The 24,781-nt window shown below is 70.5% G+C and carries 23 protein-coding genes and 3 pseudogenes; 10 read left to right on the top strand and 16 right to left on the bottom strand.

What is annotated here, in order from left to right:
* Nucleotides 1-6: 6 nt before the first annotated feature.
* Both ABD830_RS27310 and ABD830_RS54355 read left to right on the top strand, forming a co-directional pair.
* Nucleotides 7-348 (top strand): hypothetical protein, encoded by a 342-nt coding sequence (locus tag ABD830_RS27310; protein WP_344993181.1) that lies wholly within the window; start codon nucleotides 7-9, stop codon nucleotides 346-348.
* Between the two features lie 70 nt (nucleotides 349-418).
* Nucleotides 419-619 (top strand): annotated as a pseudogene (locus ABD830_RS54355) (YybH family protein); the annotation flags it as partial.
* 40 nt (nucleotides 620-659) lie between these two features.
* On the opposite strand, the gene ABD830_RS27305 reads toward ABD830_RS54355, so the two are convergent.
* The 3 genes from ABD830_RS27305 to ABD830_RS27295 form a co-directional block, all read right to left on the bottom strand.
* Nucleotides 660-1,517, bottom strand: coding sequence for a class I SAM-dependent methyltransferase (locus tag ABD830_RS27305; protein WP_344993178.1), 858 nt, complete (start codon nucleotides 1,515-1,517; stop codon nucleotides 660-662).
* Between the two features lie 135 nt (nucleotides 1,518-1,652).
* Nucleotides 1,653-2,861 carry a cytochrome P450 gene (locus ABD830_RS27300; RefSeq protein ID WP_344993175.1) on the bottom strand — a complete coding sequence of 403 codons (1,209 nt, stop codon included), beginning with the start codon at nucleotides 2,859-2,861 and terminating at the stop codon, nucleotides 1,653-1,655.
* 48 nt (nucleotides 2,862-2,909) lie between these two features.
* Complete coding sequence (locus ABD830_RS27295) at nucleotides 2,910-3,680, bottom strand: class I SAM-dependent methyltransferase (RefSeq protein ID WP_344993172.1); 771 nt, start codon at nucleotides 3,678-3,680, stop codon at nucleotides 2,910-2,912.
* 108 nt (nucleotides 3,681-3,788) lie between these two features.
* On the opposite strand from ABD830_RS27295, the gene ABD830_RS27290 reads away from it, so the two are divergent.
* Together ABD830_RS27290 and ABD830_RS27285 are read left to right on the top strand one after the other, a co-directional pair.
* Nucleotides 3,789-4,688 carry an amidohydrolase family protein gene (locus ABD830_RS27290; protein WP_344993169.1) on the top strand — a complete coding sequence of 300 codons (900 nt, stop codon included), beginning with the start codon at nucleotides 3,789-3,791 and terminating at the stop codon, nucleotides 4,686-4,688.
* Nucleotides 4,685-5,158, top strand: coding sequence for a MaoC family dehydratase (locus ABD830_RS27285; RefSeq protein WP_344993166.1), 474 nt, complete (start codon nucleotides 4,685-4,687; stop codon nucleotides 5,156-5,158). Before ABD830_RS27290 ends, ABD830_RS27285 begins: the two co-directional genes overlap by 4 nt.
* Before the next feature lie 43 nt (nucleotides 5,159-5,201).
* Here ABD830_RS27285 and ABD830_RS27280 read toward each other — a convergent pair whose 3' ends face one another.
* The 3 genes from ABD830_RS27280 to ABD830_RS27270 form a co-directional block, all read right to left on the bottom strand.
* Nucleotides 5,202-6,323 (bottom strand): RNA-guided endonuclease InsQ/TnpB family protein, encoded by a 1,122-nt coding sequence (locus ABD830_RS27280; RefSeq protein WP_344993164.1) that lies wholly within the window; start codon nucleotides 6,321-6,323, stop codon nucleotides 5,202-5,204.
* A 126-nt stretch (nucleotides 6,324-6,449) separates the two neighbouring features.
* Nucleotides 6,450-7,097 (bottom strand): response regulator, encoded by a 648-nt coding sequence (locus ABD830_RS27275; RefSeq protein ID WP_344993162.1) that lies wholly within the window; start codon nucleotides 7,095-7,097, stop codon nucleotides 6,450-6,452.
* 4 nt (nucleotides 7,098-7,101) lie between these two features.
* A complete protein-coding gene (locus tag ABD830_RS27270; protein ID WP_344993159.1) occupies nucleotides 7,102-8,238 on the bottom strand; it encodes a sensor histidine kinase in 1,137 nt (378 codons plus the stop codon).
* A 159-nt stretch (nucleotides 8,239-8,397) separates the two neighbouring features.
* Here ABD830_RS27270 and ABD830_RS27265 point away from each other — a divergent pair, with 159 nt between their 5' ends.
* The 4 genes from ABD830_RS27265 (at nucleotide 8,398) to ABD830_RS27250 (ending at nucleotide 12,688) form a co-directional block, all read left to right on the top strand.
* The gene (locus ABD830_RS27265) at nucleotides 8,398-9,111 is read left to right on the top strand and encodes an ABC transporter ATP-binding protein (RefSeq protein ID WP_344993156.1); all 714 of its coding nucleotides are present in this window, start codon (nucleotides 8,398-8,400) and stop codon (nucleotides 9,109-9,111) included.
* Nucleotides 9,108-9,899 (top strand): hypothetical protein, encoded by a 792-nt coding sequence (locus tag ABD830_RS27260; protein ID WP_344993153.1) that lies wholly within the window; start codon nucleotides 9,108-9,110, stop codon nucleotides 9,897-9,899. Before ABD830_RS27265 ends, ABD830_RS27260 begins: the two co-directional genes overlap by 4 nt.
* A gap of 262 nt (nucleotides 9,900-10,161) precedes the next feature.
* Complete coding sequence (locus tag ABD830_RS27255) at nucleotides 10,162-10,737, top strand: hypothetical protein (RefSeq protein WP_344993150.1); 576 nt, start codon at nucleotides 10,162-10,164, stop codon at nucleotides 10,735-10,737.
* A gap of 136 nt (nucleotides 10,738-10,873) precedes the next feature.
* A complete protein-coding gene (locus ABD830_RS27250) occupies nucleotides 10,874-12,688 on the top strand; it encodes a PA14 domain-containing protein (protein ID WP_344993148.1) in 1,815 nt (604 codons plus the stop codon).
* A gap of 50 nt (nucleotides 12,689-12,738) precedes the next feature.
* Here the strand turns inward: ABD830_RS27250 and ABD830_RS27245 are convergent, their stop codons facing one another.
* From ABD830_RS27245 to ABD830_RS27235, 3 genes and pseudogenes are all read right to left on the bottom strand, one after another.
* Nucleotides 12,739-13,677: a beta-galactosidase gene (locus tag ABD830_RS27245; RefSeq protein ID WP_344993220.1), complete on the bottom strand. Its 939-nt coding sequence runs from the start codon at nucleotides 13,675-13,677 to the stop codon at nucleotides 12,739-12,741.
* Nucleotides 13,669-14,653 (bottom strand): annotated as a pseudogene (locus ABD830_RS27240) (beta-galactosidase); the annotation flags it as partial. The pseudogene ABD830_RS27240 and the gene ABD830_RS27245, both read right to left, overlap by 9 nt.
* 109 nt (nucleotides 14,654-14,762) lie before the next feature.
* Complete coding sequence (locus ABD830_RS27235; RefSeq protein WP_344993145.1) at nucleotides 14,763-17,039, bottom strand: beta-xylosidase/alpha-l-arabinosidase; 2,277 nt, start codon at nucleotides 17,037-17,039, stop codon at nucleotides 14,763-14,765.
* 197 nt (nucleotides 17,040-17,236) lie between these two features.
* On the opposite strand from ABD830_RS27235, the gene ABD830_RS27230 reads away from it, so the two are divergent.
* Nucleotides 17,237-18,247, top strand: coding sequence for a LacI family DNA-binding transcriptional regulator (locus ABD830_RS27230; RefSeq protein ID WP_344993144.1), 1,011 nt, complete (start codon nucleotides 17,237-17,239; stop codon nucleotides 18,245-18,247).
* Between the two features lie 28 nt (nucleotides 18,248-18,275).
* Here the strand turns inward: ABD830_RS27230 and ABD830_RS27225 are convergent, their stop codons facing one another.
* The 3 genes from ABD830_RS27225 to add are packed head-to-tail and all read right to left on the bottom strand — an operon-like array spanning nucleotide 18,276 to nucleotide 20,661.
* Nucleotides 18,276-18,740 carry a hypothetical protein gene (locus ABD830_RS27225; protein ID WP_344993141.1) on the bottom strand — a complete coding sequence of 155 codons (465 nt, stop codon included), beginning with the start codon at nucleotides 18,738-18,740 and terminating at the stop codon, nucleotides 18,276-18,278.
* A gap of 52 nt (nucleotides 18,741-18,792) precedes the next feature.
* Nucleotides 18,793-19,686, bottom strand: a complete 894-nt coding sequence (locus ABD830_RS27220) for a phosphotransferase family protein (RefSeq protein WP_344993138.1) — start codon at nucleotides 19,684-19,686, stop codon at nucleotides 18,793-18,795.
* Nucleotides 19,687-19,713: 27 nt separating this feature from the next.
* A complete protein-coding gene (gene add, locus ABD830_RS27215; protein ID WP_344993135.1) occupies nucleotides 19,714-20,661 on the bottom strand; it encodes an adenosine deaminase in 948 nt (315 codons plus the stop codon).
* A 66-nt stretch (nucleotides 20,662-20,727) separates the two neighbouring features.
* On the opposite strand from add, the gene ABD830_RS27210 reads away from it, so the two are divergent.
* Entirely contained in the window at nucleotides 20,728-21,468 is a 741-nt protein-coding gene (locus ABD830_RS27210; protein ID WP_344993132.1) for an alpha/beta fold hydrolase, read from the top strand.
* Here ABD830_RS27210 and ABD830_RS27205 read toward each other — a convergent pair.
* The 4 genes and pseudogenes from ABD830_RS27205 to ABD830_RS27190 form a co-directional block, all read right to left on the bottom strand.
* On the bottom strand, nucleotides 21,461-22,222 hold the full coding sequence (locus tag ABD830_RS27205) for a class I SAM-dependent DNA methyltransferase (protein ID WP_344993129.1): 762 nt from the start codon (nucleotides 22,220-22,222) through the stop codon (nucleotides 21,461-21,463). The genes ABD830_RS27210 and ABD830_RS27205 overlap by 8 nt on opposite strands.
* Nucleotides 22,223-22,314: 92 nt before the next feature.
* Nucleotides 22,315-23,268 (bottom strand): annotated as a pseudogene (locus ABD830_RS27200) (RNA polymerase sigma factor); the annotation flags it as partial.
* A gap of 216 nt (nucleotides 23,269-23,484) precedes the next feature.
* A complete protein-coding gene (locus ABD830_RS27195; protein WP_344993124.1) occupies nucleotides 23,485-23,808 on the bottom strand; it encodes an MmcQ/YjbR family DNA-binding protein in 324 nt (107 codons plus the stop codon).
* Nucleotides 23,775-24,781 (bottom strand): winged helix DNA-binding domain-containing protein (locus tag ABD830_RS27190; RefSeq protein ID WP_344993121.1); only part of this gene is annotated, 1,007 nt, incomplete at its 5' end. The genes ABD830_RS27195 and ABD830_RS27190, both read right to left, overlap by 34 nt.

The raw sequence follows: 24,781 nt of genomic DNA, 5'->3' as shown, positions 1-24,781 counted from the left end.
GGCCCTTTGGGCTTACCCGTCGCCCTGTTCGCCGCCCTCCTCGTCATCCCCCTGTCCGCCCCGCTGTCCGCCCCGCTGTCCGCCGCCGACCCGGTGCAGCCGCCGCGTCCGGCCGTACGCGACTTCGGCAACGGCCCGGAACGGAACGAGGTGGCCGCCGACATCCCCGAGCAGGCCCAGACATTCGGCGCGGAGACCGCGCTCAACCCGGCGGCCAGGGCGGCGCTCGACGCGTTCCTGACCACCGGCGGCGTGATCACCCTCCTCCCCCGTCGTGCCTTCACCACCGAGCAGCAAGCGGAGCTCGACGCCTTCTTCGCCGCACGGAACAACGCCGCGGTCTCCTGACCATTCGCGATGAGTTCCGGGCCAGGCCCGGGTTGTCGTCCTGACGAACCGATGCGGAAGGACGGCAACCATGACGGTGAAGACCCGGGACGAGGCGCTGATCCGTACCTTGGTCGAGCGCTGGGCCGAGGCGGTGCACCGCGGCGACCTGGCGGGCGTCGCCGCCGACCACGCCGACGACATCGTGATGTACGACGTGCCGCCGCCCTGCGAAGGAGTGCGCGGCCTCGAGGCGTACCTCGAGGTCTGGCCGCCCTTCTTCCGCCGAGGGTCAGGCGTACGTGGCGCAGGGCGGTCAAGCCGGTTGATCGTCATGACCTCGGCACGGCGGCGCGGACCAGGCGGCACAGGTCGGCCGGTCGCAGGGCGTCGGAGCGCTCCCACAGGCCGGGATCGACGCAGGCGGCCTGCCGTACGTGCTCGACCACCTCCAGCCCGTGCTGCTTGAGCAGGGCCGACAGCTCGTCGGGGACGAAGAAGGACAGCCAGGGCTCACCGCGCTCGGCCGCGGCGGGCAGGGCGAACCCGGCGTACGCGCTGCCCCTCTCGTCGCGCAGGGCGGGCGGCAGCGCGTACTCCATGATCAGCTCGCTGCCCGGCGCGAAGCGCCCGATGACCGCGAACGTGGCGGCGATCGCCTCCGGCGTGAGGTACATGGCCACGCCGAGCCAGCCCACCAGGGCACGCTTGCCGGGATCGAACCCCGCCGCGCGCAGCCCGTCCATCAGGTCGCCGGACTCGAAGTCCAGCGGCACGAAGGTCAGGCCCTCCGGCTGCCCGAGGCCGGCCGCGTCCGCCAGGTCGCGCTTCCACCGCTGCGTGGCGGGGTGATCCACCTCGAAGACCCGCAGGCCGGCCGCCTCCGGCCGGTAGGCGAAGGTGTCGAGCCCGGCGCCCAGCACCACGTACTGCTCCAGGCCGTCGCGGCCCGGCTCGGTCAGGCGGCGCTCGGCGTAGTGGCTGCGGGCCGTGACCTGGGCGCGCGTGCCGGACAGCACGACGTGGTCGCCGTGCGTGCGATGGTAGCCGAGCGGCTCCTCGACCCGTTCGCCGAGCAGGGTCGCGGCCACCGTGTCGCGGAAGATGAAAGGCTCGTGGTCGACGACGAGGTGCGCCGCGCGGGCGGCGGCGGCCATGATCGCGGTCTGGCTGGGCTGCGCTTCATGCATGAGCGGCCGTTCCTTTCTGGGAATCCAGGAACGCCGATGCTAAACGCAATTTCCAGCTTTATGCAGACAGCGTAGCACAGACAAATAAATTTACGACAACAGGCCAATCAACGGAATATCTCTTCTTTTATTGTTTTATTTGTCGCCGGTGTTTATCGGAAGTCTCGCCGGGCCGCGCAGATTGATCCTGCCGTTCCACTCCACCTCGCCGTCAAGCGCCAGGCGGGGGAAACGGCGTACCAAGCGCTCGATGGCCACGCGGCCCTCCAGCCGGGCCAGTGCCGCGCCGAGACAGTGGTGCGGGCCCGCGCCGAAGGACACGTGGCTGCGGGCGTTCGGGCGCTCCAGCCGGAGCCGGTCGGCGTCCGGGCCCCAGAAGCGTTCGTCGCGGTTGGCCGACGCCAGGCAGGCGAAGACGAAGGTGCCGGCGGGGATCGTACGGCCGCGCACGGTGTAAGGGGCGAGGGTGATCCGCTTGGACTGCTGGACCGGGCTGTCGTAACGGAGGAACTCCTCCACGGCGTTGGCCGCCAGCTCCGGTCGGGCGCGGAGCAGGGCGAGCTGGCCGGGGTTGCGGAGCAGGGCGACGGTGCCGTTGGAGATGAGGTTCACGGTCGTCTCGTGCCCGGCGATGTAGAGCATGACGACCTGCGCGATCAGTTCGTCGTCGCTGAGCTTGCCGCCCTCGTGCTCGGCGGCGATGAGCGCGCTGAACAGGTCGTCGGCCGGGTTCGCCCGTTTCCAGGCGATCAGCTCCCTCGTCACCGCCGTCATCTCCCGGCCGGCTTCGGCGATCTGCTTGAGCACCTCCGGATCCGTGACCACCTGCAGGGACAGCGCCAGAACCCCGGTCAGCTCCCGGATGCGGGCGTGGTCGGCCGGCGGCATTCCGAGCATCTTCGAGATCACCGCGAACGGCAGCGGGAACGCCAGCGCCTCGACGAGGTCGGCGTGCCCGGCCGCCTCGATCCGGTCGAGCGCGGCGTCGACGAGTCCGGTGATCTCGCCTTCCATGGCCGCGACCGAGCGCGTGGTGAACACCTTGCTGACCAGGGAGCGCAGCCGGGTGTGGTCGGGCGGGTCGCGATGGACCATGGACAGGTTGAGCACGCCGAGGTCCAGCTGGTCCATCTGCTCGCGGATCTGGCCGCCGGCGACCTCCCGGTCGTCGACCGAGAGCCCGGCTCGCAGCAGCGCCGCGATGTCGTCGTACGCGCTCAGGACCCAGAACCCGAACGGATGCTCATGCACCGGATCGACCTCGCGCATCCGGCGATAGGTCGGATAGGGGTCGTCTGTGAAACCTGGAGCGAACGGATTGAACAGCATTTCCGTGGCGGTCATCAATGCCTCCGGGGGCGTGGCGATGAGGGTTTCGCTGCGGGAGCACGGTCAGGGGCGGCGCCCCCACATGGTGACCATCGCGATCCCGATGTCGCGGGTCTCCGGATCGGCGAGGTACGCCAGGGCGTCGTCGACGGTCTCGGGCCCGAGTTCGCGCACCAGCGCGGGGCGGGCCGCGTTCGCCGTGCTCACCCAGAACCGGGCCAGCGCCCCGCCCCCCTCGATCACCGGAACGTCGACCGCGAACCCGATCTCCGAGAATCCCAGCTCGGCCATGGGCCGCGGATACCGCCGGCCCGCGTTGAAGTCGCTGCCGGTCGTCCGCGTGGCCAGCTCGCTCGCCTTGGCCGCCGTCTCCCGGTACGCCGCGCACGGCGAGGTCGGCGCGCCCAGCTCCCAGGAGTCGGACAGGACCAGCCAGCCGCCGGGCCGCACCCAGGTCGCCATCCGTCTCAGCACCGCCTCCCGCTCGCGCAGGTGCATCAGGACGAAACGCGCGTGCACCAGGTCGAACCGGCCGGGGTCGAAGGCGGGGTCGGTGATGTCGGCCTGGATCTCCTTGAACCCGCGGCCGCCGAGGTTGCGGACATCGGTGTCGATCACGACCGTCTCCGCGCCGGAACTGCTCATCAGCCACTGGGCGACCGTTCCGAGCCCGGCTCCGACGTCACAGGTCCGGGATCCCGGACGGACGAGAGGCCGCAGCCGCTCGAACGAATACGGGTCGAAGACCTGCGCCATGGCCCCGAGACGGTCGGCCTCGGCCGGATTCTCATGCGAGTAGAGGCGGTCTCCGTACCGCTCTTCCCCACGTTCCATGAAGAGATGGTTCGACGGCGCCATGGAGTCTCTCTCGACGATCGCTCGACGCGGGCGATCGTTGGGCAGATGCTTGACGACCGTCACTAAAATGCCTACCTTCGCCCCATGGACCTGTCCTCCGACGCCTTCGCCGAGCTGGTCGCGATCGACGTGCACGCCCACGTGGAGGTCTCCAAGGACGGCCACGGCTCGCTGAGCCCGGCGCTGGCCGGCGCCTCGGAGAAGTACTTCGGCTCTCACGAGCGGCCGGGCATCGATCAGATGGCCGCCTACTACCGGGAGCGGAAGATGGCCGCGGTCGTGTTCACCGTGGACGCCGAGCACGCCACCGGCCACCCGCGCATCTCCAACGAGGAGATCGCCGAGGGCTGCGCCGCGCACGCCGACGTGCTCATCCCGTTCGCCAGCGTCGATCCGCACAAGGGCCGCGCGGGCGCCCGGGAGGCCCGCCGCCTGGTCGCCGAGCACGGCGTGCGCGGCTTCAAGTTCCACCCCAGCGTCCAGGGCTTCGCCCCGAACGACCCGATGGCCTACCCGCTGTACGAGACGATCGAGGAGCTCGGCGCGATCGCGCTGTTCCACACCGGCCAGACCGGCATCGGCGCGGGCGTGCCCGGCGGGGGCGGCATCCGGCTGAAGTACTCCGATCCGATGCTCGTGGACGACGTGGCCGTGGACTTCCCGCACCTGAAGATCATCCTGGCCCACCCGTCGTTCCCCTGGCAGGACGAGGCCCTGGCCGTGGCCACCCACAAGCCGTCCGTGCACATCGACCTGTCGGGCTGGTCACCGAAGTACTTCCCGCCCCAGCTCGTCCGCTACGCCAACACCCTGCTCAAGGAGAAGGTGCTGTTCGGCTCCGACTACCCGATGATCACCCCTGACCGGTGGCTGGCCGACTTCTCGAAGCTCGACATCAAGCCCGAGGTACGCCCCAGAATCCTCAAGGAGAACGCCGCCCGCCTGCTCGGCCTCGGCTCCGACGAAGGGAAGGACCCGGCATGACCATCACCGTGCGCGGCCTGGAGGAGATCAAGACGCTCGCCGGGCAGGACCTCGGCGCCAGCTCCTGGCTGCAGATCACCCAGGAACGGATCGACGCCTTCGCCGCCGCCACCGGCGACCACCAGTGGATCCACGTCGACCCCGGACGCGCCGCGGCCGGCCCGTTCGGCGGCACCATCGCGCACGGTTACCTGACTCTCTCGCTCGTCATCCCCCTCTACCACGAGCTGGTCGACATCCAGGGCGTGACGTTGAGCATCAACTACGGCCTCAACAAGGTCCGCTTCCCCAGCCCGGTCAGGGCCGGCGGCAAGATCCGGCTGGCCGCCAAGGTGGTCTCGGTCGAGGACGTGCCCGACAACGGCGTCCAGATGCTGTGCGACTTCACGGTCGAGATCGACGGCTCGGCCAAGCCCGCCTGCGCCGCCCAGGCCGTCTACCGGCACTACGCGTCAACGACTCAGCCCTAAAGGGCTGAGCTTGCAGCTCATCGTCCTGACTGGAGGTCAGGTGTCAGGCCGCGTTCGGCTGGTTGACAGCAGCCCAGCCCGCGACACCGCGTGAGGCGATGTTGCGGGCTGCGTTGACGTCGGCGTGCTCAGCGAAGCCGCACGACGTGCAGGCGAAGGTTTCCTGGTTCGGCCGGTTGTGTTTGTCCACGTGCCCGCACGCCGAACACCCCTGCGATGTGTAAGCCGGATCGACGTACACCACGGCGACACCGGCACGGCGGGCCTTGTAGGCGACGAACTGGCCGAGCTCGTGGAACGCCCACGAGTGCAGCGTGACCCGCTGGGGCTTGCGGAGCCGTACCCGGTCGCGGATGCCCTGAAGGTCTTCCAGGGCGATCCCGCGTCCGGTGCGTGCAGCCTCGGTCACGATGTCTTTCGAGATGACGTGATTGACGTCCCGGGCGAACCGAGCCTCCTTGCGCCTGCGGGCCTTGAGCAGGCGTTTGGCGGACTTGGTCTGCTTGGCCTGGAGGCGGCGGCGGAGCTCCCGGTTGCGGTGCCGGACCGCGTTCAGGTGCTTGCCCGAGCGACGCTTGCCGTCGTCGGTGGTGGCGATGTTGGCGATGCCGAGGTCCACGCCGAGGAAGCCGTCGGGTTCGGTGACGTCGGTGTCGGGGATGTCGCAGGTGGCGATCAGCAGCCACATGCCGTCGCGGTGAACGAGGTCTGATTCGCCCTTGCGGTAGGCGGCCAGCGCGGCGGCCTGCTCGTCGGAGCAGCCGAACGCGACGCCCTTCATCCGGCCGCCGGTAGTCCAGATGCTCACGGTGCGGGCCTCGACCTGCCAGGACAGGCATCGGTCGTCAAACGGCTGGGCCGCGTCCGGGCGGAACCCAATCGGCTTGGTGAGAGGCTTGCGGAGCCTCGCCTTCACCTGTGCCTTCACTGTCGTGTAGGCGTCGGCGACCTTCTTGATGACGTGCTGGGCCGGCTGGGCCGACAGGCTCATGTTCTTCAGCTCGCCGTAGGTGTGCAGCCGCAGGTCGTAGTTCCGGAACGTCTTCGTCTCCCACGCGATGCGGGAGACGAAGTTGGCGGCTTCGTTGCACAGGCGCAGGGTGTCCGCCAGCGCCGCCTCCTGGGCAGGCGTGGGGAACAGTCGCACCTGCGCAACGAATTTCACGCTGTGAACTTTATTATGACGAGAACAAACGTGCGGCGCCGTAGGCGATTCCTCCCGGGCCTGAAGGCCCGAGGTTCCTCGCTATATGTGGCTGAACCGCCGCCTCCCGCTCTCCTGTCGAACGAGCTAGAGCAGGCCCGCGTCGCGGACCTTCATCGCGACGTGCACCCGGTTGTCGGTCCCCAGCTTGGCGAAGATGCGGGTGATGTTGGCCTTCACGGTCGCCACGCTCACGGACAGGCTCGTCGCGATCTCGGCGTTGGAGCTGCCTCTGGCCAGCTCGATCGCGACCTCCCGCTCGCGTTCGGTGAGCCTGGCCAGCTCCCGCTGAGCCGCCGGCCGCTGCGCCGCGTACCTGCCGGTGGCGGCCGCGATCACCTGCTGCGCCACGCTGGGCGACAGCACCGGCTCGCCCCTGGCCACGGTACGGACGGCGTCGATCATCTTCGGTGGCGGCGTGTCCTTCAGCAGGAAGCCGGCGGCGCCGAGCTGAAGAGCGCGCAGCACCATGTCGTCGGCGTCGAACGTGGTGAGCACCAGGATGCGGGGCGGCGCCGGGCGGTCCAGCAGCACCTCGATGGTGGTGAGCCCGTCCTGGTGGGGCATCCGCAGGTCCATGAGCACGACGTCGGGCCCGAGGTCGCGGATCACGGCCATGGCCTGCCTGCCGTCCCCGGCCTCGCCCACCAGCTCGAGGTCGGCCTCGCCGCCGAGGATGAGGCGCAGGCCGGTGCGCACCATGGGGTCGTCGTCCACGATCACGACTTTGATCACGGCGTCAAGCCTCCCACGGCAGCCGCGCGTCGAGGACGAAGCGGTCGTTCTGCACCGAGTGGGTGATCGTGCCGCCCGCCATCCGGGTGCGTTCGGCAAGGCCGACCAGGCCAAGCCGGCCGCCGGGGCCGGCCTTCGCGCCGGACCGGGCGGGGTTGCTCACCCGGATGCGCAGTCCCTCGCCGGGACGCCCGCCCAGTTCGGCCCGCACGCGGCTGCCCGGCGCGTGCTTGCGCGCGTTGGTCAGCGCCTCCTGCACGATCCGGTACGCGTGCCGTCCCGTCTGCGTCGGCAGCAGTTCGCGCCCGTCGATGGCGTCGTCCACCTCCACCTGCTGCCCGGCCGCCCGCACCTCCTCGAACAGCGCGTCCAGGTGGGCCAGCGTCGGCTGCGGCGCCTCCATGCCGCCGTCGCGCCGGAGCGTGCCGAGGACGGCGCGCAGCTCGTTCAGCGACTGGTGGGCGTTCTCCTGGATCGCCAGGGCGGTCTCGCGGGTCTGCTCGGCGGACAGGTCCGTACGGTAGGCCAGGCCGCCGGCGAGCATCGCCAGCAGGGAGATCCGGTGCGCGAGGACGTCGTGCATCTCCTGGGCGATCTTGAGCCGTTCGCCGAGCTGGGCTTGCTCGATCCGCTGCCGCTGCGCCGCGCGCTCCGCCTCCCGCTGCACGGCGGCCAGATCGCGGCGCCCGCGCAGGTAGAGGCCGAGGAACGTCAGCCCGGCCAGGACGGCGGCTGAGGCCAGACCGTAGAAGACGGTCATCTCGAAGGGGCTCTGCCACAGGGTCGAGGCGGTCACGCACAGCCAGAACGTGACCGCCACCGGCACGGTCCAGCGCCACCGGCGATGCGTGACCAGGGAGACATACGAGACCAGGGCAGGGCCGGTGGCGCTGAGGGAGACGGTGGCGAAGAGCGCGGTCACCAGCGCGATCTGCCACGGCCAGCGGCGCCGCCACCACATCAGGACCAGCGCCACCACGCCGAGCCCTACGTCGGCCGTCACCCACAGGATCTTGTCCCGGCCCATGGGGACGTAACTGACGAGCGCGATCAGTATGAGGCCGGAGAACAGCAGGGGCAGCACGGCGGCCAGGTAGCGCAGCGCGATGCCGAGTCTGTCGAGGGGTGGTGGGTCGTGCACGTCCTCAGCCTAGGGACCCGCACGGCATCGCCTTAGCGACCCGGGTCGATCTCCGTACCGACCCAGGTCTACATCGGCGGCGGCGACGGTAGCCGTGGCGCGCGCATCGCTCGACCCAGGTCCGATGAGGCCGGGCCGGGTTTCCGATGGACTGAGGCGGTGATCGAATTTCAGCACGTCAGCAAGGCGTACAGAGAGGTGAAGGCACTCGACGACGTGTCCTTCACCGTGCGGCGGGGCACCGTCACCGGATTTCTCGGGCCCAACGGGGCGGGCAAGTCCACCGCGCTGCGCATCCTGGCCGGGCTCTGCCGCCCGACCTCCGGCACGGCGACCGTGCTGGGGCGGCCGTACGCCAAGCTGGAGCGTCCGGGGTTCGAGGTGGGCACGGTGCTGGACGCGGGGGCGCAGCATCCGGGCCGCAGCGGCCGGGAGGTCCTGACCCTGGGCGCGATGCTGCTCGGCCTGCCGAAGTCGCGCGTGGACGAGGTCCTGCGGCTGGTGGGGCTGACCGGCAAGGAGGGCGGCCGGGCCGTGGGCGGCTACTCGCTCGGCATGCGGCAGCGGCTCGGCATCGCTCATGCGCTCCTCGGCCGGCCCCGGGCGCTCATCCTGGACGAGCCCGCCAACGGCCTCGACCCCCAGGGGATCCAGTGGATGCGAGGGCTGCTGCGCGACCTGGCCGCGGAGGGGTGCGCGGTGCTGCTCAGCTCGCACCTGCTGCACGAGGTGGAGCAGGTGGCCGACCACATCGTGATGATCGGGCGCGGCCGGGTGCTCGCGCAGGGCACGGTCGCCGAACTGAGCCGGGGCCGCGGCCTCGAACAGACCTTCCTCGAACTGACCGCGAACGCCGACAGGAGCGCCTCATGAGTGACACCGCCGCCCGGCCTGACGCCACCGCCGAGCTCGACACGGCAGGCGCCGCCGGAGGGCGGCCTTCCTTCATGACCCTGGTACGGGTCGAGACCCGCAAGCTCTTCGACACCCGCACCAGCAAGATCCTCACCGCGATCCTGGTGACGCTGGGGCTCGGCTCCGTGGCCGCCCGCGGCCTCGTCGCGGGCCCGCACTTCTTCACCCTGGCCGGGACCTCGGCGATCGCGTTCGGAACGCTGCTGCCCGTCCTCGCCATCCTCACCATGACCGGCGAGTGGAGCCACCGCACGGCGCTGACCACGTTCGCGCTCGAACCCCGGCGGAGCCGCGTGCTGGCGGCCAAGTGCCTGCCGCCGCTGGTCGCGGCCGTGGCGGCCTGCCTGCTCGCGCTGCTGATCGCGGCCCCGGTGACCGCCGCCGTCTCCGCCGCCCAGGGCGTGCCCGCCACCTGGCAGGTCGCGCCGCAGACCGTCCTGGGCTGGATCGCCACGATGGTGATCCTGACGGCCCAGGGGCTGGCCATGGGCGCGCTGCTGCTGAACGCGCCCGCCGCGATCGTGATCTACTTTGTGACTCCCATGCTGTGGAGCGCCATCGGGCAGCTCGGCCACGTGGGAGAGGTCCTGGCCGGATGGCTCGACCTCAACAGCACCACCAACCCCTTGACGAGCGGCGACATGTCCGGCGGAGACCTTGCCAGGCTGGCCGTGTCGGTGATGGTCTGGATCGCCATCCCCATGGGCGCAGGGGTTCTGCGGGTGTCCAGAAAGGACATTAACTGAGGACTTTACCGTCAAACGTAGATCTTTGTCCGATTCATGGGTTTTCGTTTGCCTTTGTCCGTTATGCGCACGTAACGTAGGTGGCGTTACCGGCGAGTGACCTGGACCTTACCCCCGTGGAAGGTACCACTCGCTTGGGCTCTGGGATCCGATCTGCTGGATCCCCAGCGCTCCACGTAGCAACTGTATGGCTTGATGCTCGGCTACGTGCGTCTATGAGCGTACCTGCCCCCCGTTGTCGAACAAAGGACCCACTACACCTATGTCTGCATGCCTGCGCCCTTTCGCCGCGCTCACCGCCTCCGTGCTGACGGCACTGGCCGTCGGTGCGCCCGCGGCGCACGCTGACGCCGACGCCGGCAGCACCACCCAGAAGGCCGTGCTCAAGGGCTCGACCACCGCGTCGTACTTCTGGGACGACTCCTCCGGCCGGGCCGGCGACACCGGTCTGCCCGCCGCCGGCAAGCCCATGCAGAAGGGCCTGGTCGCCAGCCCCAGCTGGCCGCTCATGACCGAGGGCTACGTGATCTACAAGGGGAAGAAGATGCCCTTCTTCGTCGGCGACCGCGGTCCCGGCGACCCCTCCAGCAGCGGCGTCATGCTCGACCTGGACGCCAAGACGTTCGCCGAGCTGACCGGCGGCCGCTTCAACTCCGAGACCCTGGGCGTCGACGGCGTCGCCGGCGAGGGCCACATCAAGGTGGAGTACGTCGTCACCAAGTGGGGCGACGGCGTCGGCAAGAAGAACTACCCGGAGGCCTTCTCCACCGGCGCCTGGGCCGCACAGGACGCCAACCCGCTCACCAAGCAGATGACGGTGAAGCTCCCCGCCAACTGAACCCCCTCCGCCGAAGGGCGCTCCTGATCAGGGGCGCCCTTTCGCGTGCCCGGTGGGGCTCTCCCTGATTTCACCCCGCTGTCATCCGCATATGTCATGATCCACGGGTCCTCATGGATCTTGTGACAGGAGCAGGATGACTGCATTGGCGCGTCGCGCGCTGCGTGCCGCTCTCGCGGGCGGCCTGGCCGCCGCCGCGGCGATCTGGCCGGCCGGGGTTCCTGCGGAAGCGGCCGTGCCCGCCGCCGTGCCCGCCGCCGTGCCCGCCGCTGTGTCCGCCGCCGTCTCGGTGGACTTCACCAAGCCGGTCCGTACGCTGTCCGCCGCCGACTACGGCATCGGCATCACCGGGTACGGCGACGGCTCGTACATCACGAACGACTCCAAGCATCGCGAGCGCCTGCGCACCCTGAAGCCGGGCCGGATGCGGATCGAGCTGCACTACCAGGAGCCCGGCAACCACGCCGGCCCCATCGTCTGCGGCGGCTTCAAGTGCGACACGACGATCTCGGGCGACGCCTGGATCACCGCCATCCGGGACCTGGGCGCCGAGCCGGTCGTCATCCTCCAGATGGACGGGCGCCAGAGCGCCGAGGTGAACCGCGACGACGCGGTGGCCCTCTATCAGCACTTCGCCGCCTCCGGCACGCCGGTGCGGCGGTTCATCCTCGGCAACGAGCTCAACTGCACCTGCACCCCAGAAAAGCCTGAAATGTCGGCATCCGAGTACAGCCGGCGGTTCAACATGATCACCGACGCCCTCGACGCCAAGGACCCGGCGGTACGCGTCGGCGGCCCCGCCACCGCCTGGAACGACCTGCCCTACATCAGGACGTTCCTGGAGGGATCGAAGGACCGCGTCGACTTCCTCGACTACCACGACTACGGCAACGGCACCGAGGCCGCCACCGACGAGAACCTGCTGGGGGCCGTCGTCCGCGGCTACGAGACGGACCTCAAGGAGGTGAGCGCCCTCGCCGAGTCCGTGCTCGGGCGCAAGATCGACCTCCAGATCGGCGAGTTCAACTCCGACTTCGACGACCCCGACGGCCACCGTACGCTGACCCACTTCAACACCCTGTGGGGCGCGGCGGCGCTCGGCCAGATCCTGCACGCCGGAGCCGCCGCCTACCAGTACGGCGACAAGAACGGGCAGCTCGGCCTGACCAGCACGAACGGCGAGGGCGGCATCCAGCGCAGCGAGCCGCTGCCGATCTACCACGGCATCGGCATGTTCACCGGCGAGGGCCTGTTCAGGCCGTTCGGCACGACCATGGTGCAGGCGACGGCCGACAGCGACCTCCTGCACGTGTTCGCCTCCGACGCGGCCAAGAACGTCGTCCTGGTCAACGTCGGCACCCAGCCGCTGGACACCATGCTCTCGTTCACCGGCCTGACGGCGGGCACGGCCGCGGTCTGGCAGAGCACCTCGGACGCCTGGACCCCGCACCGCACCGGCGCGGTCACGGTCGCCGGCGGCAAGGGCACGCTGACGCTGCCGGCGGGCTCGGTCACGACGCTGGTCATCGACCAGCAGGGCCTGTCGGCGACCTACTTCGACAACGCCGACCTGACCGCGCCCAAGCTCACCCGGATCGACCCCGGCGTGAACTTCGACTGGGGCGCGAACGCCCCCGACCCGGCCGTGTCCGCCGACACCTTCAGCGTGCGCTGGACCGGGAAGGTGATCGCGGACCGCGCGGAGACGTACACGTTCATCACCACGAGCGACGACGGCGTCCGGCTCTGGGTGGACGGCAAGGTGGTCGTGGACAACTGGACGGACCACTCCAAGCGCGACGACAGCGGTCAGATCGCGCTGACCGCCGGGGCACACGACATCAGGATGGAGTTCTACGACAGCGGCTACGACGCCATCGCCCAGCTCCACTGGTCCAGCCCCGCCATCACGCGCCAGACCATCCCCGCGGAGAAGCTCCTCGCCGGCTGATCCACGGCCGCCGCGACCGGGAAGCGCCTTCCCGGTCGCGGCGCGGGGTGCTACGCGCGGGGGCGCTGGATCACGGCCGCGCCGAGCGGGGCCAGGTCTACTGAGCCCGACACGCGCTCCCCCGTCAGCAGGTCGGTCCCCTCCCCGTCGAAGGGCACGGACACGCTCTCCTCGCCGCTGTGGTTGAGCAGGAACACGTACTCGTGCTCCGCGTCCCCCCGCACGGCGCACTCCACGTGGGCCGGCACCCCCGGGAAGGGCGAACGGACGCCCGCCGCCTCCACCGCCCCGACCAGTTCGGCGTCGAAGACCGCCTGCTCCAGCAGCGTGGCGAAGTACACGACCCGCCCCGCGCCGAAGCGGTTCTCCACCACGGCCGCCCGCCCGGCCAGCAGGCCGTCCCCGTAGGTGGCCAGGGCCGTGCCCGTCTCGAGGTGGAGGTCGTCGCGCCACCAGGTCGAGGTGGTCTTCCGCCCGTCGGCGAACTCCACGGAGAAGACCTCGTGCGGCCTGGCCGGCCAGTACTCGTCGATCTTGGCCCCGATGAGCTGCCGGAACGCCCCCGGGTAGCCGTCGGGCCGCACCCGGTTGCAGTCGTCGACCACGCCGGAGAAGAACGACATGATCACCGTCCCGCCGTCGCGGGCGAACTCGGTGATCCGCCGCACGCCCTCGTCGTCGATCAGGTACGCGTTCGGCACCACCAGCACCTTGTACCCCTCCAGCGAGGACCCGGAGGACACCACGTCCACCGGGAGGTGCTGCGACCACAGCGGCGTGTAGTGCCGCATGACCGTGTCGGGATAGCTGAAGTCCTGGCGCGGCAGCCCCGCGGTCTCCTCCAGCCCCCACCAGCCGTCCCAGTCGAAGAGGATCGCGATCTCGGCGCGCGAGGTGGTCCCGGCGGCGGGCGCGAGCAGCTTCAGCTCCCGTCCCAGGTCGATGATCTCCCTGAACGTGCGCGAGTCCGGCCCGGAGTGCGGCAGCATCGCCGAGTGGAAGCGCTCCTGCCCGCCGCGGCCGGCCCGCCACTGGAAGAACATCACCGAGTCCGACGCCCGCGACACCGCCTGGAGCGAGCCGAGGCGCATCCGTCCCGGCTCCTTGACGATGTTGAGCTGCCACTGGCTGACCGCGCTCGCCGCCTGCTCCATGAGCAGCCACGGCTGACCGCCCTTGAGCGAGCGGAACAGGTCGAACTGGAAGGCCGCGGACACGTGGGAGTCGGCGTCGGCGGGGTTGGGGTAGATGTCGAGTGCGACCGCGTCCTCCTCGGGCGCCCACTTCCAGTAGTCGGCGTGCTTGAAGAAGCGCATGAAGTTGGTCAGCACCGGGATGTCGTCGCGGAAGGAGCGGACGATGTCGCGTTCGGCGATGTAGCACTCGAGGAGGGCGTCGGAGGTGAACCGCTTGAAGTCGAGCCTGCGCGCCGGGTTCATCCAGGTACGCGGGATGTGCGGCACCTCGATCTGGTCCCAGTCGGTGTAGCGCTGGCTCCAGAAGCGGGTGGTCCACGCCTCGTTCAGCGTCTCCAGGTCGCCGTACCGGCGCTGCAGCCAGCGGCGGAAGTTGACCGAGGCGGCCTCGTTGTACGCCGTGGGCCCGTACTCGTTGGAGATGTGCCACATCGCCAGCGCCGGGTGGAAGGAGTAGCGCTCGGCGAGCTTGGTGGTGATGCCGGCGGCGTACTCGCGGTAGATCGGCGAGGACGGGTCGTAGTGCAGCCGGTTGCCGAAGCCGAAGCGCTCCCCGTCGGCCATGATCGGGAACACCTCGGGGTGCAGCTGCGTGAGCCAGACGGGCGGCGCCGCGGTGGGGGGTGGCCAGGTTGACGCTGACGCCGTTCTCATGGAGGAGGTCCATGATCTCGTCCATCCAGCCGAACTCGTACTTGCCCGGCTCCGGCTCCAGCGAGGCCCACGCGAACACGCCGAGGGAGACGACGTTGACGCCGGCCTCGCGCATGAGCCGGACGTCCTCCCGCCACACGGCCGGGTCCCATTGCTCCGGGTTGTAGTCGCCGCCGTAGGCGAAGCCCCCTAGGCGGTTCCTGAAAGCGTCCAACCGCGACATGTCATAGCTCCTTTCCCGGCTCGACCGACACAGTGGTCAGACGCCGCTCGGAGCCGGTGACCTCATACAGGGGGCCGGTCAGCTCCACGGACGTCTCGGCGATCGGCTCCGCGACGGAGCGGCGCACCGACAGGCCGATCTCGCCGGGCTCGACGACACGCCGCCCGTCACGGCCGGTGAAGGCCAGCAGCCTGACCGGGACGTCGAAGGCGACCTTCGCGCTCTCGCCGGGGGCCAGCTCGACCCGGGCGTACCCGACGAGCTGGGCCACGGGCCTGGTGACCGAGGCGACCTTGTCGGAGGCGTACACCTGGACCACCTCCGCCCCGGCGCGCTCGCCGGTGTTGCGCACCACGACCGAGCAGCGGATCGACCCTGCCGTCCCGGCCGTCCCGTCGGCGGTCAGGTCCTCGTAGGCGAAACTCGTGTAGCTCAGCCCGTGCCCGAAGCTCAGCGCCGGTGCGGGGTCGATGTTGCTGACGGAGCTCGCCGCGCCGAGCCTGGGGTGCAGGTAGCTGTACGGCTGGCCGGCGGTCGAGCGGGGCATGCTCATGGGCAGGCGGCCGGAGGGGTTCACGGCGCCGGACAGCACGCGGGCGACGGCGCCCGCGCCCTCCTCGCCGGGGAAGTACGCCTGCACGACGGCGGCGGCGTCCCTGAGCAGGCCCGGCACGGCGTAGGCGCGCCCGGTCATGAGCACGACCACGGTCGGCGTGCCCGTGGCGATGACGGCGTCGACGAGCTCCTGCTGCGCGCCCGGCAGGTCGAGGGTCTCCGCGTCGCAGCCCTCGCCGGAGGTGCCCCGGCCGAACAGCCCGGAGCGGTCGCCGAGCACGAGGATCGCGAGATCCGACTCCGCCGCCAGGCGCGCGGCCGCGGCGATGCCCGTACGGTCACCGTCGTCCACGCCCGTGCCCCGCTCGACCTGGATCGTCGCGCCGGGGAACTCCTCGCGCAGCGCGTCGAGGAGCGTGGGCGCCGCGATGCCGGACTCGACCTCGGGGAAGTGCGGCAGCACGTGGTTGACGAACGAGTAGCAGCCGAACAGGGCGGTGACGTCGTCGGCGTTCGGGCCGATCACGGCGACGGTCCTGCCCGCGGCGTCGCCGAGCGGGAGCACGCCGCCGTTCGTGAGCAGCACGATCGACTCCTCGGCCAGGCGCCGGGCCAGGTCGCGGGAGTCGGGGTCGTCGAGGTCCACCGGCCCGGACGGCTCGGGCTCGTAGCCGTCGTCGAGCAGGCCGAGCTGGGCCTTCTGCAGCAGCACGCGGCGCAGCGCCCGGTCGACGAGGGCCTCGTCGATCCTGCCCTCGGTGACAGCCTGCTTCAGCGGCTCCAGGTACGCCACCCCGGTGGGCAGCTCGACGTCGATGCCCGCGGTGAGCGCCTGCACGGCCGCGTCCTCGGCGCCGGAGGCCACCGCGTGCAGGGTGTGCAGGAAGGCGACCGCGAAGTAGTCGGCGACGACCGTGCCCTCGAAGCCCCATTCGTCCCTGAGGACCCGGGTCAGGTAGTACGGGTCGGCGGCGACCGGGATGCCGTCGATCTCGGCGTAGGAGTTCATGACCGAGCCCGCCCGCGCGTCCTTGACCGCGACCTCGAACGGGAACAGCAGCGTGTCGGCCACCTCGCGGGCACCGGCGTGCACAGGGGCGAGGTTGCGCCCGGCGCGGGAGTTGGAGTAGCCGACGAAGTGCTTGAGCGTGGCGATCACGCCCGTGGACTGCACACCGCGCACGTAGGCCGCGCCGATGGTCGCGACCTCGTACGGGTCCTCGGAGATGCACTCCTCGACCCGTCCCCAACGCTGGTCTCGGATCACGTCGAGCACCGGGGCGAGGCCCTGGTGGACGCCGAGCGCCCGCATGTCGGCCCCGATCCTGGCGCCCATCCGCTCCACCAGTTCGGGGTCGAACGACGCGCCCCACGCGGGCGGCACCGGGTACGTCGTGGCGCGCCAGGCCGCCAGCCCCGTCAGGCACTCCTCATGCGCGAGCGCCGGGATGCCGAGCCGGGTGTGGTCGCGGAGCCAGCGCTGCCGCGCGGCCAGCGCCGTGCTCGCCCACTCCGGGTCGACGGGCCTGGTGCCGTAGTGGCGGGTGACGTGGCCCAGGCCGTGGCGGGCGAACGCCTCGAACTCGACGTCCTCGCCCTGCATCGCGTCCTGCAGCGGCGCGACGACGCCCTCTTCCCTGTTGACGTTCAGCCACACGCCGACGAGCTGGGCGAGCTTCTCGTCGAGCGACATCTCCGCGAGCAGTTGCTCGACCCGTTCCATAAATCCTCGATCGGCAGATAGTGGATCGGAAAGTTTCTGACATAGTTTCCGAAATTTTACCGTGACATTGCCGAGGGGTTACGCTAGGCTTCGACCTGCACAGATGTCAACAGCACTGATCGGGTAGCAGGATGCTCCCAGGTCAGCGGGAGACCTGCGGTTTCCATCAGTTTCCGAAAGTTGTCCGGGGAGGGCCTGTGGCTCGAGCAACGCTGGCAGACGTCGCGGCCGCCGCCGGAGTGTCCGTGCCGACCGTCTCCAAGGTCCTGAGCGGCAAGAAGCACGTCTCGGCGGCCACCAGGGACAAGGTGCTCGAGGCCGTCAGGGCCTTCGGGTACGAGGCCCCGCGCCCGCCGAGCACGCCCCGGGCCGGCCTCGTCGACCTGCTCATCGACGGGCTCGGCTCGCCGTGGGCCCAGGTGCTCATCAAGGGCGCGGAGCAGGCGGCGGCGCGGTGGGGGTTCTCGCTCGTGGTGACGTCCTCCGCCCGCGCCGACTTCGACCTGCGGCGCTGGATCGGGATCGTGCGCAAGCGCAGCACCGACGGGATCGTGCTGGTGCTGTCGCGGGCCAACCAGGAGGAGATCTCGGCCATCGAGGAGCTGCTGCACGTTCCGCTGGTGCTGCTCGACCCGGTGGGCAAGCGCGATCCGCGCATCTCCACCGTCGGCGCCACGAACTGGTCGGGCGGCGTCATGGCCACCACCCACCTGCTGGAGCTGGGGCACACGAGGATCGGGTTCATCGGCGGGCCGCTCGAGACGCAGTGCACGCTCGACCGGTACGAGGGCTACCTGGCGGCACACCGTACCTTCGGGATCGACCCCGATCCCGGGCTGACGCGTTACGGCGACTTCCTCATCTCGGGCGGCAGGGAGTTCGGGGCCGAGCTGCTCGACCGCCCCGACCGGCCGACCGCCATCTTCGCCGGGTCGGACCTGCAGGCGGCGGGCGTCTACCAGGCGGCGACCGAGCGCGGGATGCGGGTGCCGGACGAGCTGTCGGTGGTGGGGTTCGACGACTCGACGCTGTGCGAGATGATGTCGCCGCCGCTCACCACCGTCCGCCAGCCGCTCGACGACATGGCCAACGAAGCGGTCCGGCTCATCTCGGAGGAGCTGACCCATCCGAGGGGCGCGGCGGGGACGCGCATCGAGCTCGCCACCTCCCTCGTCCTCCGCAGCAGCACGGCGCGGCCCGCCTTCTGAGCGGCGGCCGCACACGCCCGTGTACGGCCTAGCCCGAGAGGGCGAGGCCGACGCAGAACGTGAGGAACAACGCCAGTCCCAGGCCGCGCTGCCGCCAGGAGGCGTGCGGAGCGGTCACCAGGGCGGCGAAGGGGTACGCGAGCACGCTGCCGAGCACGAAGAACACGCCCAGGGCGTCATCGGTGAGCTCCCACAACGACACCAGGAACAAGGGCGCCACCAGGGCGACAGGCCACGCCGGGCGCACACGCAGCACGTGGAGCAGCGGCCAGGCCAGCACCGGCACGACCCAACGCCCCGACTCCCACCCGGTGACGATCTCCCCAAGGCACCCGAATAACCCGCACCTGGAGTCGTCGTCCAACACCGCCGCCACCAGAAGCATCCATCCAATATGCAGCAGTACGAGAATGGCTCCGGCCACGCCCGCCAGCACCGCCCGTTCAGGAAGCCGCTGGGGCACGGACGAAGCGCCGGCCTTCGATGAGTCCACCCGCACCAGCCTCCGCTCCAGCCATATCGTCAATCACACTGAAATATCACGATCATGCACCGGGTGCCCGGGACAGGATGAAGTCCTCGTATCCATCGGGCAGCCGCATCCCCCGCGACAGCATCCAGTGCACCCGCCCGGCCCCCGTCAGCGCGAGCGTCGCGCGGTATCCCAGCTCGACGTCCGCCCGCTCGAACCGGCCGCCCGCCCCGGCCAGGTAGTCCTCCACCGGGTCCATGAACGTGGTCAGCGCCAGCGCCGCCAGGTCCGCCCCGACGGGAGCCGCGCCGAGCGTGGCCCAGTCCAGCACCACGGTCACGCCGGCCGAGTCCATCAGGTTCCCGGCCGAGAAGTCGCCGTGCGTCAGAACGACCGGAAGCCGCGCCAGCTCCGCGAGCAGCTCGTCCCGGCGCCGCCACAGCCGGGCGACGCGCGGGTCGGCGTCCACGGGGGTCCATGCGCCGGCGGCGAGGAGCCGCTGGGCGAGCTGGTGCCCGGCCAGCCAGGGCACGTCCGGCACCGCCGCGCGGGCCTGCCAGGCCCCGAGCCTGCGGGCCGCCCGTCCCGGCTGCTCGGGCCGGCCCCTCACATCGGCCAGGTACATCACGTCGCCCACGACGCCGTGACAGCGCGGCGCGGCCAGCTCGGGTCCGGTGGGGAGCAGGCCGCTCGCGTACGCCAGGGGCTCGCGCCGCCAGTACGCCCAGTGGCGGGGATCCCCGGCGTAAGGGGCGTGCCGTCCGGACCGCACGGGGCGGACCTCCTTGCGCACCACGCTGAACGGCACCTCGTCGCCCCCGCACCGGGCCACGCCGGACAGCCTGGTCACGGCCCCGGTCGCCGCCCCCGTGCCGCCGCTGACCGGCTCCCGGCGGCACGTCACCACCACCCCGCCCGGCCGTCCCAGCACAGCGGCCAGAACGGGCTCGGGCAGCCCGTCATCCATGACCGTCCGCACCCGTGCGAGGCGGGGTCACGGGGCGGCGAGCCAGGCGTCCACCTGGGCCCTGAGCTCCGTCTTCAGCCCTTCGGGGGCGAACGACGCGTCGATCGAGGCCCGGGCCAGCTCCGCCAGCTCCGCGTCCTCGTACCCGAACACGTCCCGCAGCCGGGCGTACTCGTCGGCCAGCGCCGTCTCCCCGTCCGTGTTGATCGTGACCGCCAGCCCCGCCTCCCGCAGCCGGGGCAGCGGGTGCTCGGGCAGCGAAGGGACGAGCCCGAGCAGGACGTTGGAGGTGGGGCAGACCTCCAACGGGATCCCGCGCTCGCGCACCTCGGCCACCAGCGCGTCGTCGTCGAGCACCCGGATGCCGTGCCCGAGCCGCTCGGCGTGCCCGAGGTCGAGCGCCTCGCGGATGCTGCCCGCGCCGGCCGCCTCGCCCGCGTGGTGCACCAGGTGCAGCCCCGTCTCCCTGGCCGCCTCGAACACCTCCGCGAACGGCGCCAGCGGGTAGGCCTCGTCACCGGCCAGCCCCATCCCGATCACCCGCTCGTAGCGGCCGGCCAGCTTGAACGTCTGCCACAGCCGCTCCACCGGCCGCCGCCTGGAGTGGTCGAGCAGCACCCGGCACTCGATCCCGAACCTGGCCCCGCCCTCGGCCAGCCCGTCGAGCACCGCCTCCAGCGGCATCTCCGGCTCCCCCACCCGCTCGCCGTGGGAGGCGGCGGTGAAGGTCACCTCCACGTAGCGGCTGCCCTGGGCGGCCTCGTCCTCGCAGAACTCCACGGCGATCCGCCGGAAGTGCTCGGCCGTGCGCAGCAGCGAGCGCACCCGCGCCCGCTCGTCGGCGAACTCCCTGAAGGTCCCGAACGCCTCCGCCCGCTCGGACGTGCCGCCCAGCTCGCGCACGGTCTCCGGCCGTACGGTGCTCTCCAGGTGAACGTGCAGGTGGGCTTTGGGCAGGGTCCGTACGTCTCTCACTCCCGACACACTAAAGGCAGGCCCCCGCCGTATGCATGCGGATATTCACGGCGTACGGTCAGGGGCATGACCCTGGTGCTGGTTCACGGCGTCCCCGAGACGGCCGCCGTCTGGGATCCGCTGCGCGCGGCGCTGAGCCGCCAGGACGTGCGCGCTCTCGCGCTTCCCGGCTTCGGCTGCCCCAGACCGGACGGTTTCACCTCCACAAAGGAGGAGTACGTCGCATGGCTGGCCGGCGAGCTGGAGTCGATGGCCGACGACGAGATCGACCTGGTCGGCCACGACTGGGGCGGCGGTCTGGTGGTGCGCCTGGTGAGCACCCGTCCCGGGCTGGTGCGTTCGTGGGCGAGCGACGCCGCCGGCCTCGGCCATCCCGACTTCGAGTGGCACGACCTGGCCAGGGCCTGGCAGACGCCGGAGGCCGGGGAGGCGTTCTTCGAGCAGCTCCTGGCCGTGCCGGTGGAGCAGCAGGCCAAGGCGTACGAAAGCTTCGGCGTGCCGCACGCGCACTCCCTGCGGATGGCCTCCGCCGTGGACCAGGTGATGGCCGACAGCATCCTGGCCCTCTACCGGTCGGCCGTGCACGTCGCCGAGGAGTGGTCTCCGGCGTTCGCGGACATCCCCGTGCCCGGCCTGGTGGTGGCCCCCTCGGACGACCGGTTCCTGACGAGGGACCTGGCGCAGGCGAGCGCGGCCAGGGCGGGCGCCGCGGTGGCCGAGTTGCCGGGCCTCGGACACTGGTGGATGCTCCAGGACCCGGCGGCGGGCGCGGCCCGGCTGGAAGCCTTCTGGGCCTCGGTCAGCTGATCCTGGTGATCCGGATCTTCGACTGCTTGTGCGGTCCCCGCTCCCAGTCCTCCATGAACGTGGCCCGCAGCCCGTGCGTCCCGGCCAGGGCCACGAGCGTCTCGGTGCGGTAGTAGAAGTCCTCCCGCAGCACGTGGTGCTCCTTGCCCTCGGTCCTGTCGAAGGTGAAGTCGAACCATGCGCCGGGCTTCATGATCCGCCCCACGTGGGCGAAGCACTCCTCGATGACGTGCAGCGGCGAGTGGGAGAACACGCTGTGCGCGTGCACGACGTCGAAGTGCTCGTCGGGCAGGAAGGCGAAGCGCAGATCGCGTACGGGGGTGAGATGAGGCAGTTTGTCGCGCAGCCCGTGCCGGACGATCGTGTCCTGGGCGGCCATGAGGATGTCGGGCGAGATGTCGATGCCGTAGTAGTTTCCGCTGTGCAGGTAGTCGATGAACAGCCGCCCGGCCCGCAGGTTGCCGCAGCCGATCTCCAGCATCCGGCATTCCGGTTTGAGCCCGTGCCCGACCAGGTAGTCGAACTGCATGCGTCCCAGCGCCAGCCACCGTTTGTGGGTGTGTGAGCCGACGGCGCCCTCGGGATCGCGCGCGGTGTCGGACTTCATGACGGCACGGTAGTAGGCGATGTGGTCACGCGTGCGCAGCCGGAACCACGTGTCGCGCGCCAGCCGCCGGAGGTGGGGCGCGATCTTGTCGGGGTTCTTGACCGCGTAGCCGACCTGGTGGACGAGGCTCGAACGGGAGCGTTTCACGCCTGGGAATCTAGGACAGCGCCCCTGGCCCTCACCTGCCTTGGGCGACAGTCTTGAGTCTCCGTTTGCACAGCCTTTCAGACAGGGGAGGGTCAGCTCAGGTAGTCGCGCAGCGCCAGGGAGCGGGACGGGTGGCGGAGCTTGGACATGGTCTTGGCCTCGATCTGCCGGATGCGCTCGCGGGTGACGCCGTAGACGCGGCCGATCTCGTCGAGCGTCCTCGGCTTGCCGTCGGCCAGGCCGTACCGCATGCTGATCACCCCCGCCTCGCGCTCGGAGAGCTGGTCGAGCAGGGCGTGCAGCTGCTGCTGGAGCAGGGTGAACGAGACCGCGTCGGCCGGGGAGACTGCCTCGGTGTCCTCGATGAGGTCGCCGAACTCGCTGTCGCCCTCCTCGCCCAGCGGCATGCTCAGCGAGATCGGCTCGCGACCGTAGCCCTGGACCTCGATGACCCGGTCCACGTCGAGCTCGGTCTCCTTGGCGATCTCCTCCGGCGTGGGCTCGCGGCCGAGGTCGCTCTGCAGCCGGCGCTCGACCCGCGCCACCTTGTTGATCAGCTCGACCATGTGCACGGGGATGCGGATCGTCCGGGCCTGATCGGCCATGGCCCTGGTGATGGCCTGCTTGATCCACCATGTCGCGTACGTGGAGAACTTGTAGCCGAGCCGGTAGTCGAACTTCTCGATCGTCCGGATCAGCCCCAGGTTGCCCTCCTGGATCAGGTCGAGGAAGAGCATGCCGCGGCCGGTGTAGCGCTTGGCGATGGAGACGACCAGCCGCAGGTTGGCCTCCAGCATGCGGCGCTTGGCCCGCGTGCCGTCGTCGGCGATCCACTCCAGATCGGCACGTAGATCGGCGGACAGGCCCGGCTCGGTGTCGAGCCGCTCCCTGGCGAACAGCCCGGCCTCGATGCGCTTGGCCAGCTCGATCTCCTGCTCGGCGGTGAGCAGGGGCACGCGCCCGATCTCCTTGAGATACGCCTTCACCGAGTCTGCGCCGACGGCCGTGCCACCGTCGGCGACGTTGTCGTCGAGTTCGAGAACCTCTGCTGCTTCGGACAAAACACTCTCCTCGCTCGCTTTGGACACACGACGCTTCGAACGTGGGTCAGAACTGAACGTGATGACCGTGGGCGATCGCCACCTTGGGTTTTCGACGGACGGGGAAGCGGCGGGCCGTGCGGACCGCCTCTGACCACGCTACCCAACGGTTGCAGGTACGTGGCTCCGAGCGGACGGATGATTCGCGGCATCGGCCTGCCGTCAGCGGGGCAGCGACGCCACGTAGTCGGCGGCCTCCGTCAGCAGGCGGCGCCAGACGTCCTCGTCCGGCGACCGCAGCGCCACCCACTCCCGCATCCGCCGTGCCCCCATCACCATCACCTCGGCCGTCCCCTCCTCCACCAGCTCCCGAGCCCGCCCGGCCGGGAGCTTGAGCACCACCCCGTCCTTGGACTTGGCGAAGAAGGCGTAAACCTTGCCGTTGACCTTGAGCCCCTCGGCGTGGAACATGCGCCCCAGGCTCACCTCGGGACGGACGAGATGCTCCATGATCAGATCGTCGTAGAGCTCCTGGGCGGCAGCCATGCGATGCTCCCCTCCTCGACACCCGCGAAGGCCATCAGGCGTGCCCCCTCCACGGCCAGCTCCTCCATCACGCCGTCGGGCAGCGGGCGGAAGGGCTCGACCGTCAGCACGCCGTTCTTAAGGTCCCACATGCCACCGACAGTTCCGTCGACGAGGAAGGTGGGGTAGATGACGGCTCCCACGCAGATCGCCTTGCGCTGGTCGGCGGTCATCAGGCGGCTCCGGTCGTGGAAGGCCACGACGAGGTTGTCGAACCAGGGCAGGAACCGTACGGGAGCGGGCACGTCCTCGGCGGCCAGCGGAGCATCCGGGAGGTCATAAAGGACACGACCCTCGATGTCATGAAATTTCCGTAACAACGGCATCTCTTCCACCACTGACCGCAGCCGCGTCAGCCCCGACCACATCTGCATGTCCATGACGCTCGCCGGCCCGAACGCCGCCAGATACCGCACCACCAGCCGCTCCACGGACGGCGCCGCCTCCAGGGACCGCCCGAGCCACTCCTCGGCGAGCGCGAACGGCGTGGCCCCGCGCCTCCCCCAGATGCCGTTCGGCGGCGTGTGCACGACCGGCACCAGCGCCTGCGCCGACCACCCCAGCGCCGCCGCGTCCGCCGAGGGCCACCGCTCGTGCAGCAGGTCGCGCAGCTGCGACCGGGTGAGCGTGCGACCGGCCAGGTGCTCGCGGGAGAGCTTGGTCAGCTCCTCCACGTCGACGTCCCGCATCATCCGGTTCCATGCCCCCTGCCTGCGCGAGAACATCGCCTGCAGCAGCGGCCGGATCCACAGGTAGTCGTCGGCCGAGACCAGATGCTGGGTGACGCGCAGCAGCGATCCCCGCACCACCTGCTTCCCGTACAGCAGCGCGGCCAGGTCGGACTGGGTGAAGGAGGCCAGGCGCGACCACAGCCCGATGTACGGCGCGTCGATGTCCTGCCCCTGCACGGCGACCAGGCGCTCGACGGCCTCCA

The organism is Nonomuraea helvata (genome assembly GCF_039535785.1).
Taxonomy (GTDB): domain Bacteria; phylum Actinomycetota; class Actinomycetes; order Streptosporangiales; family Streptosporangiaceae; genus Nonomuraea; species Nonomuraea helvata.
This window is presented reverse-complemented; position numbering and strand designations above follow the sequence as displayed.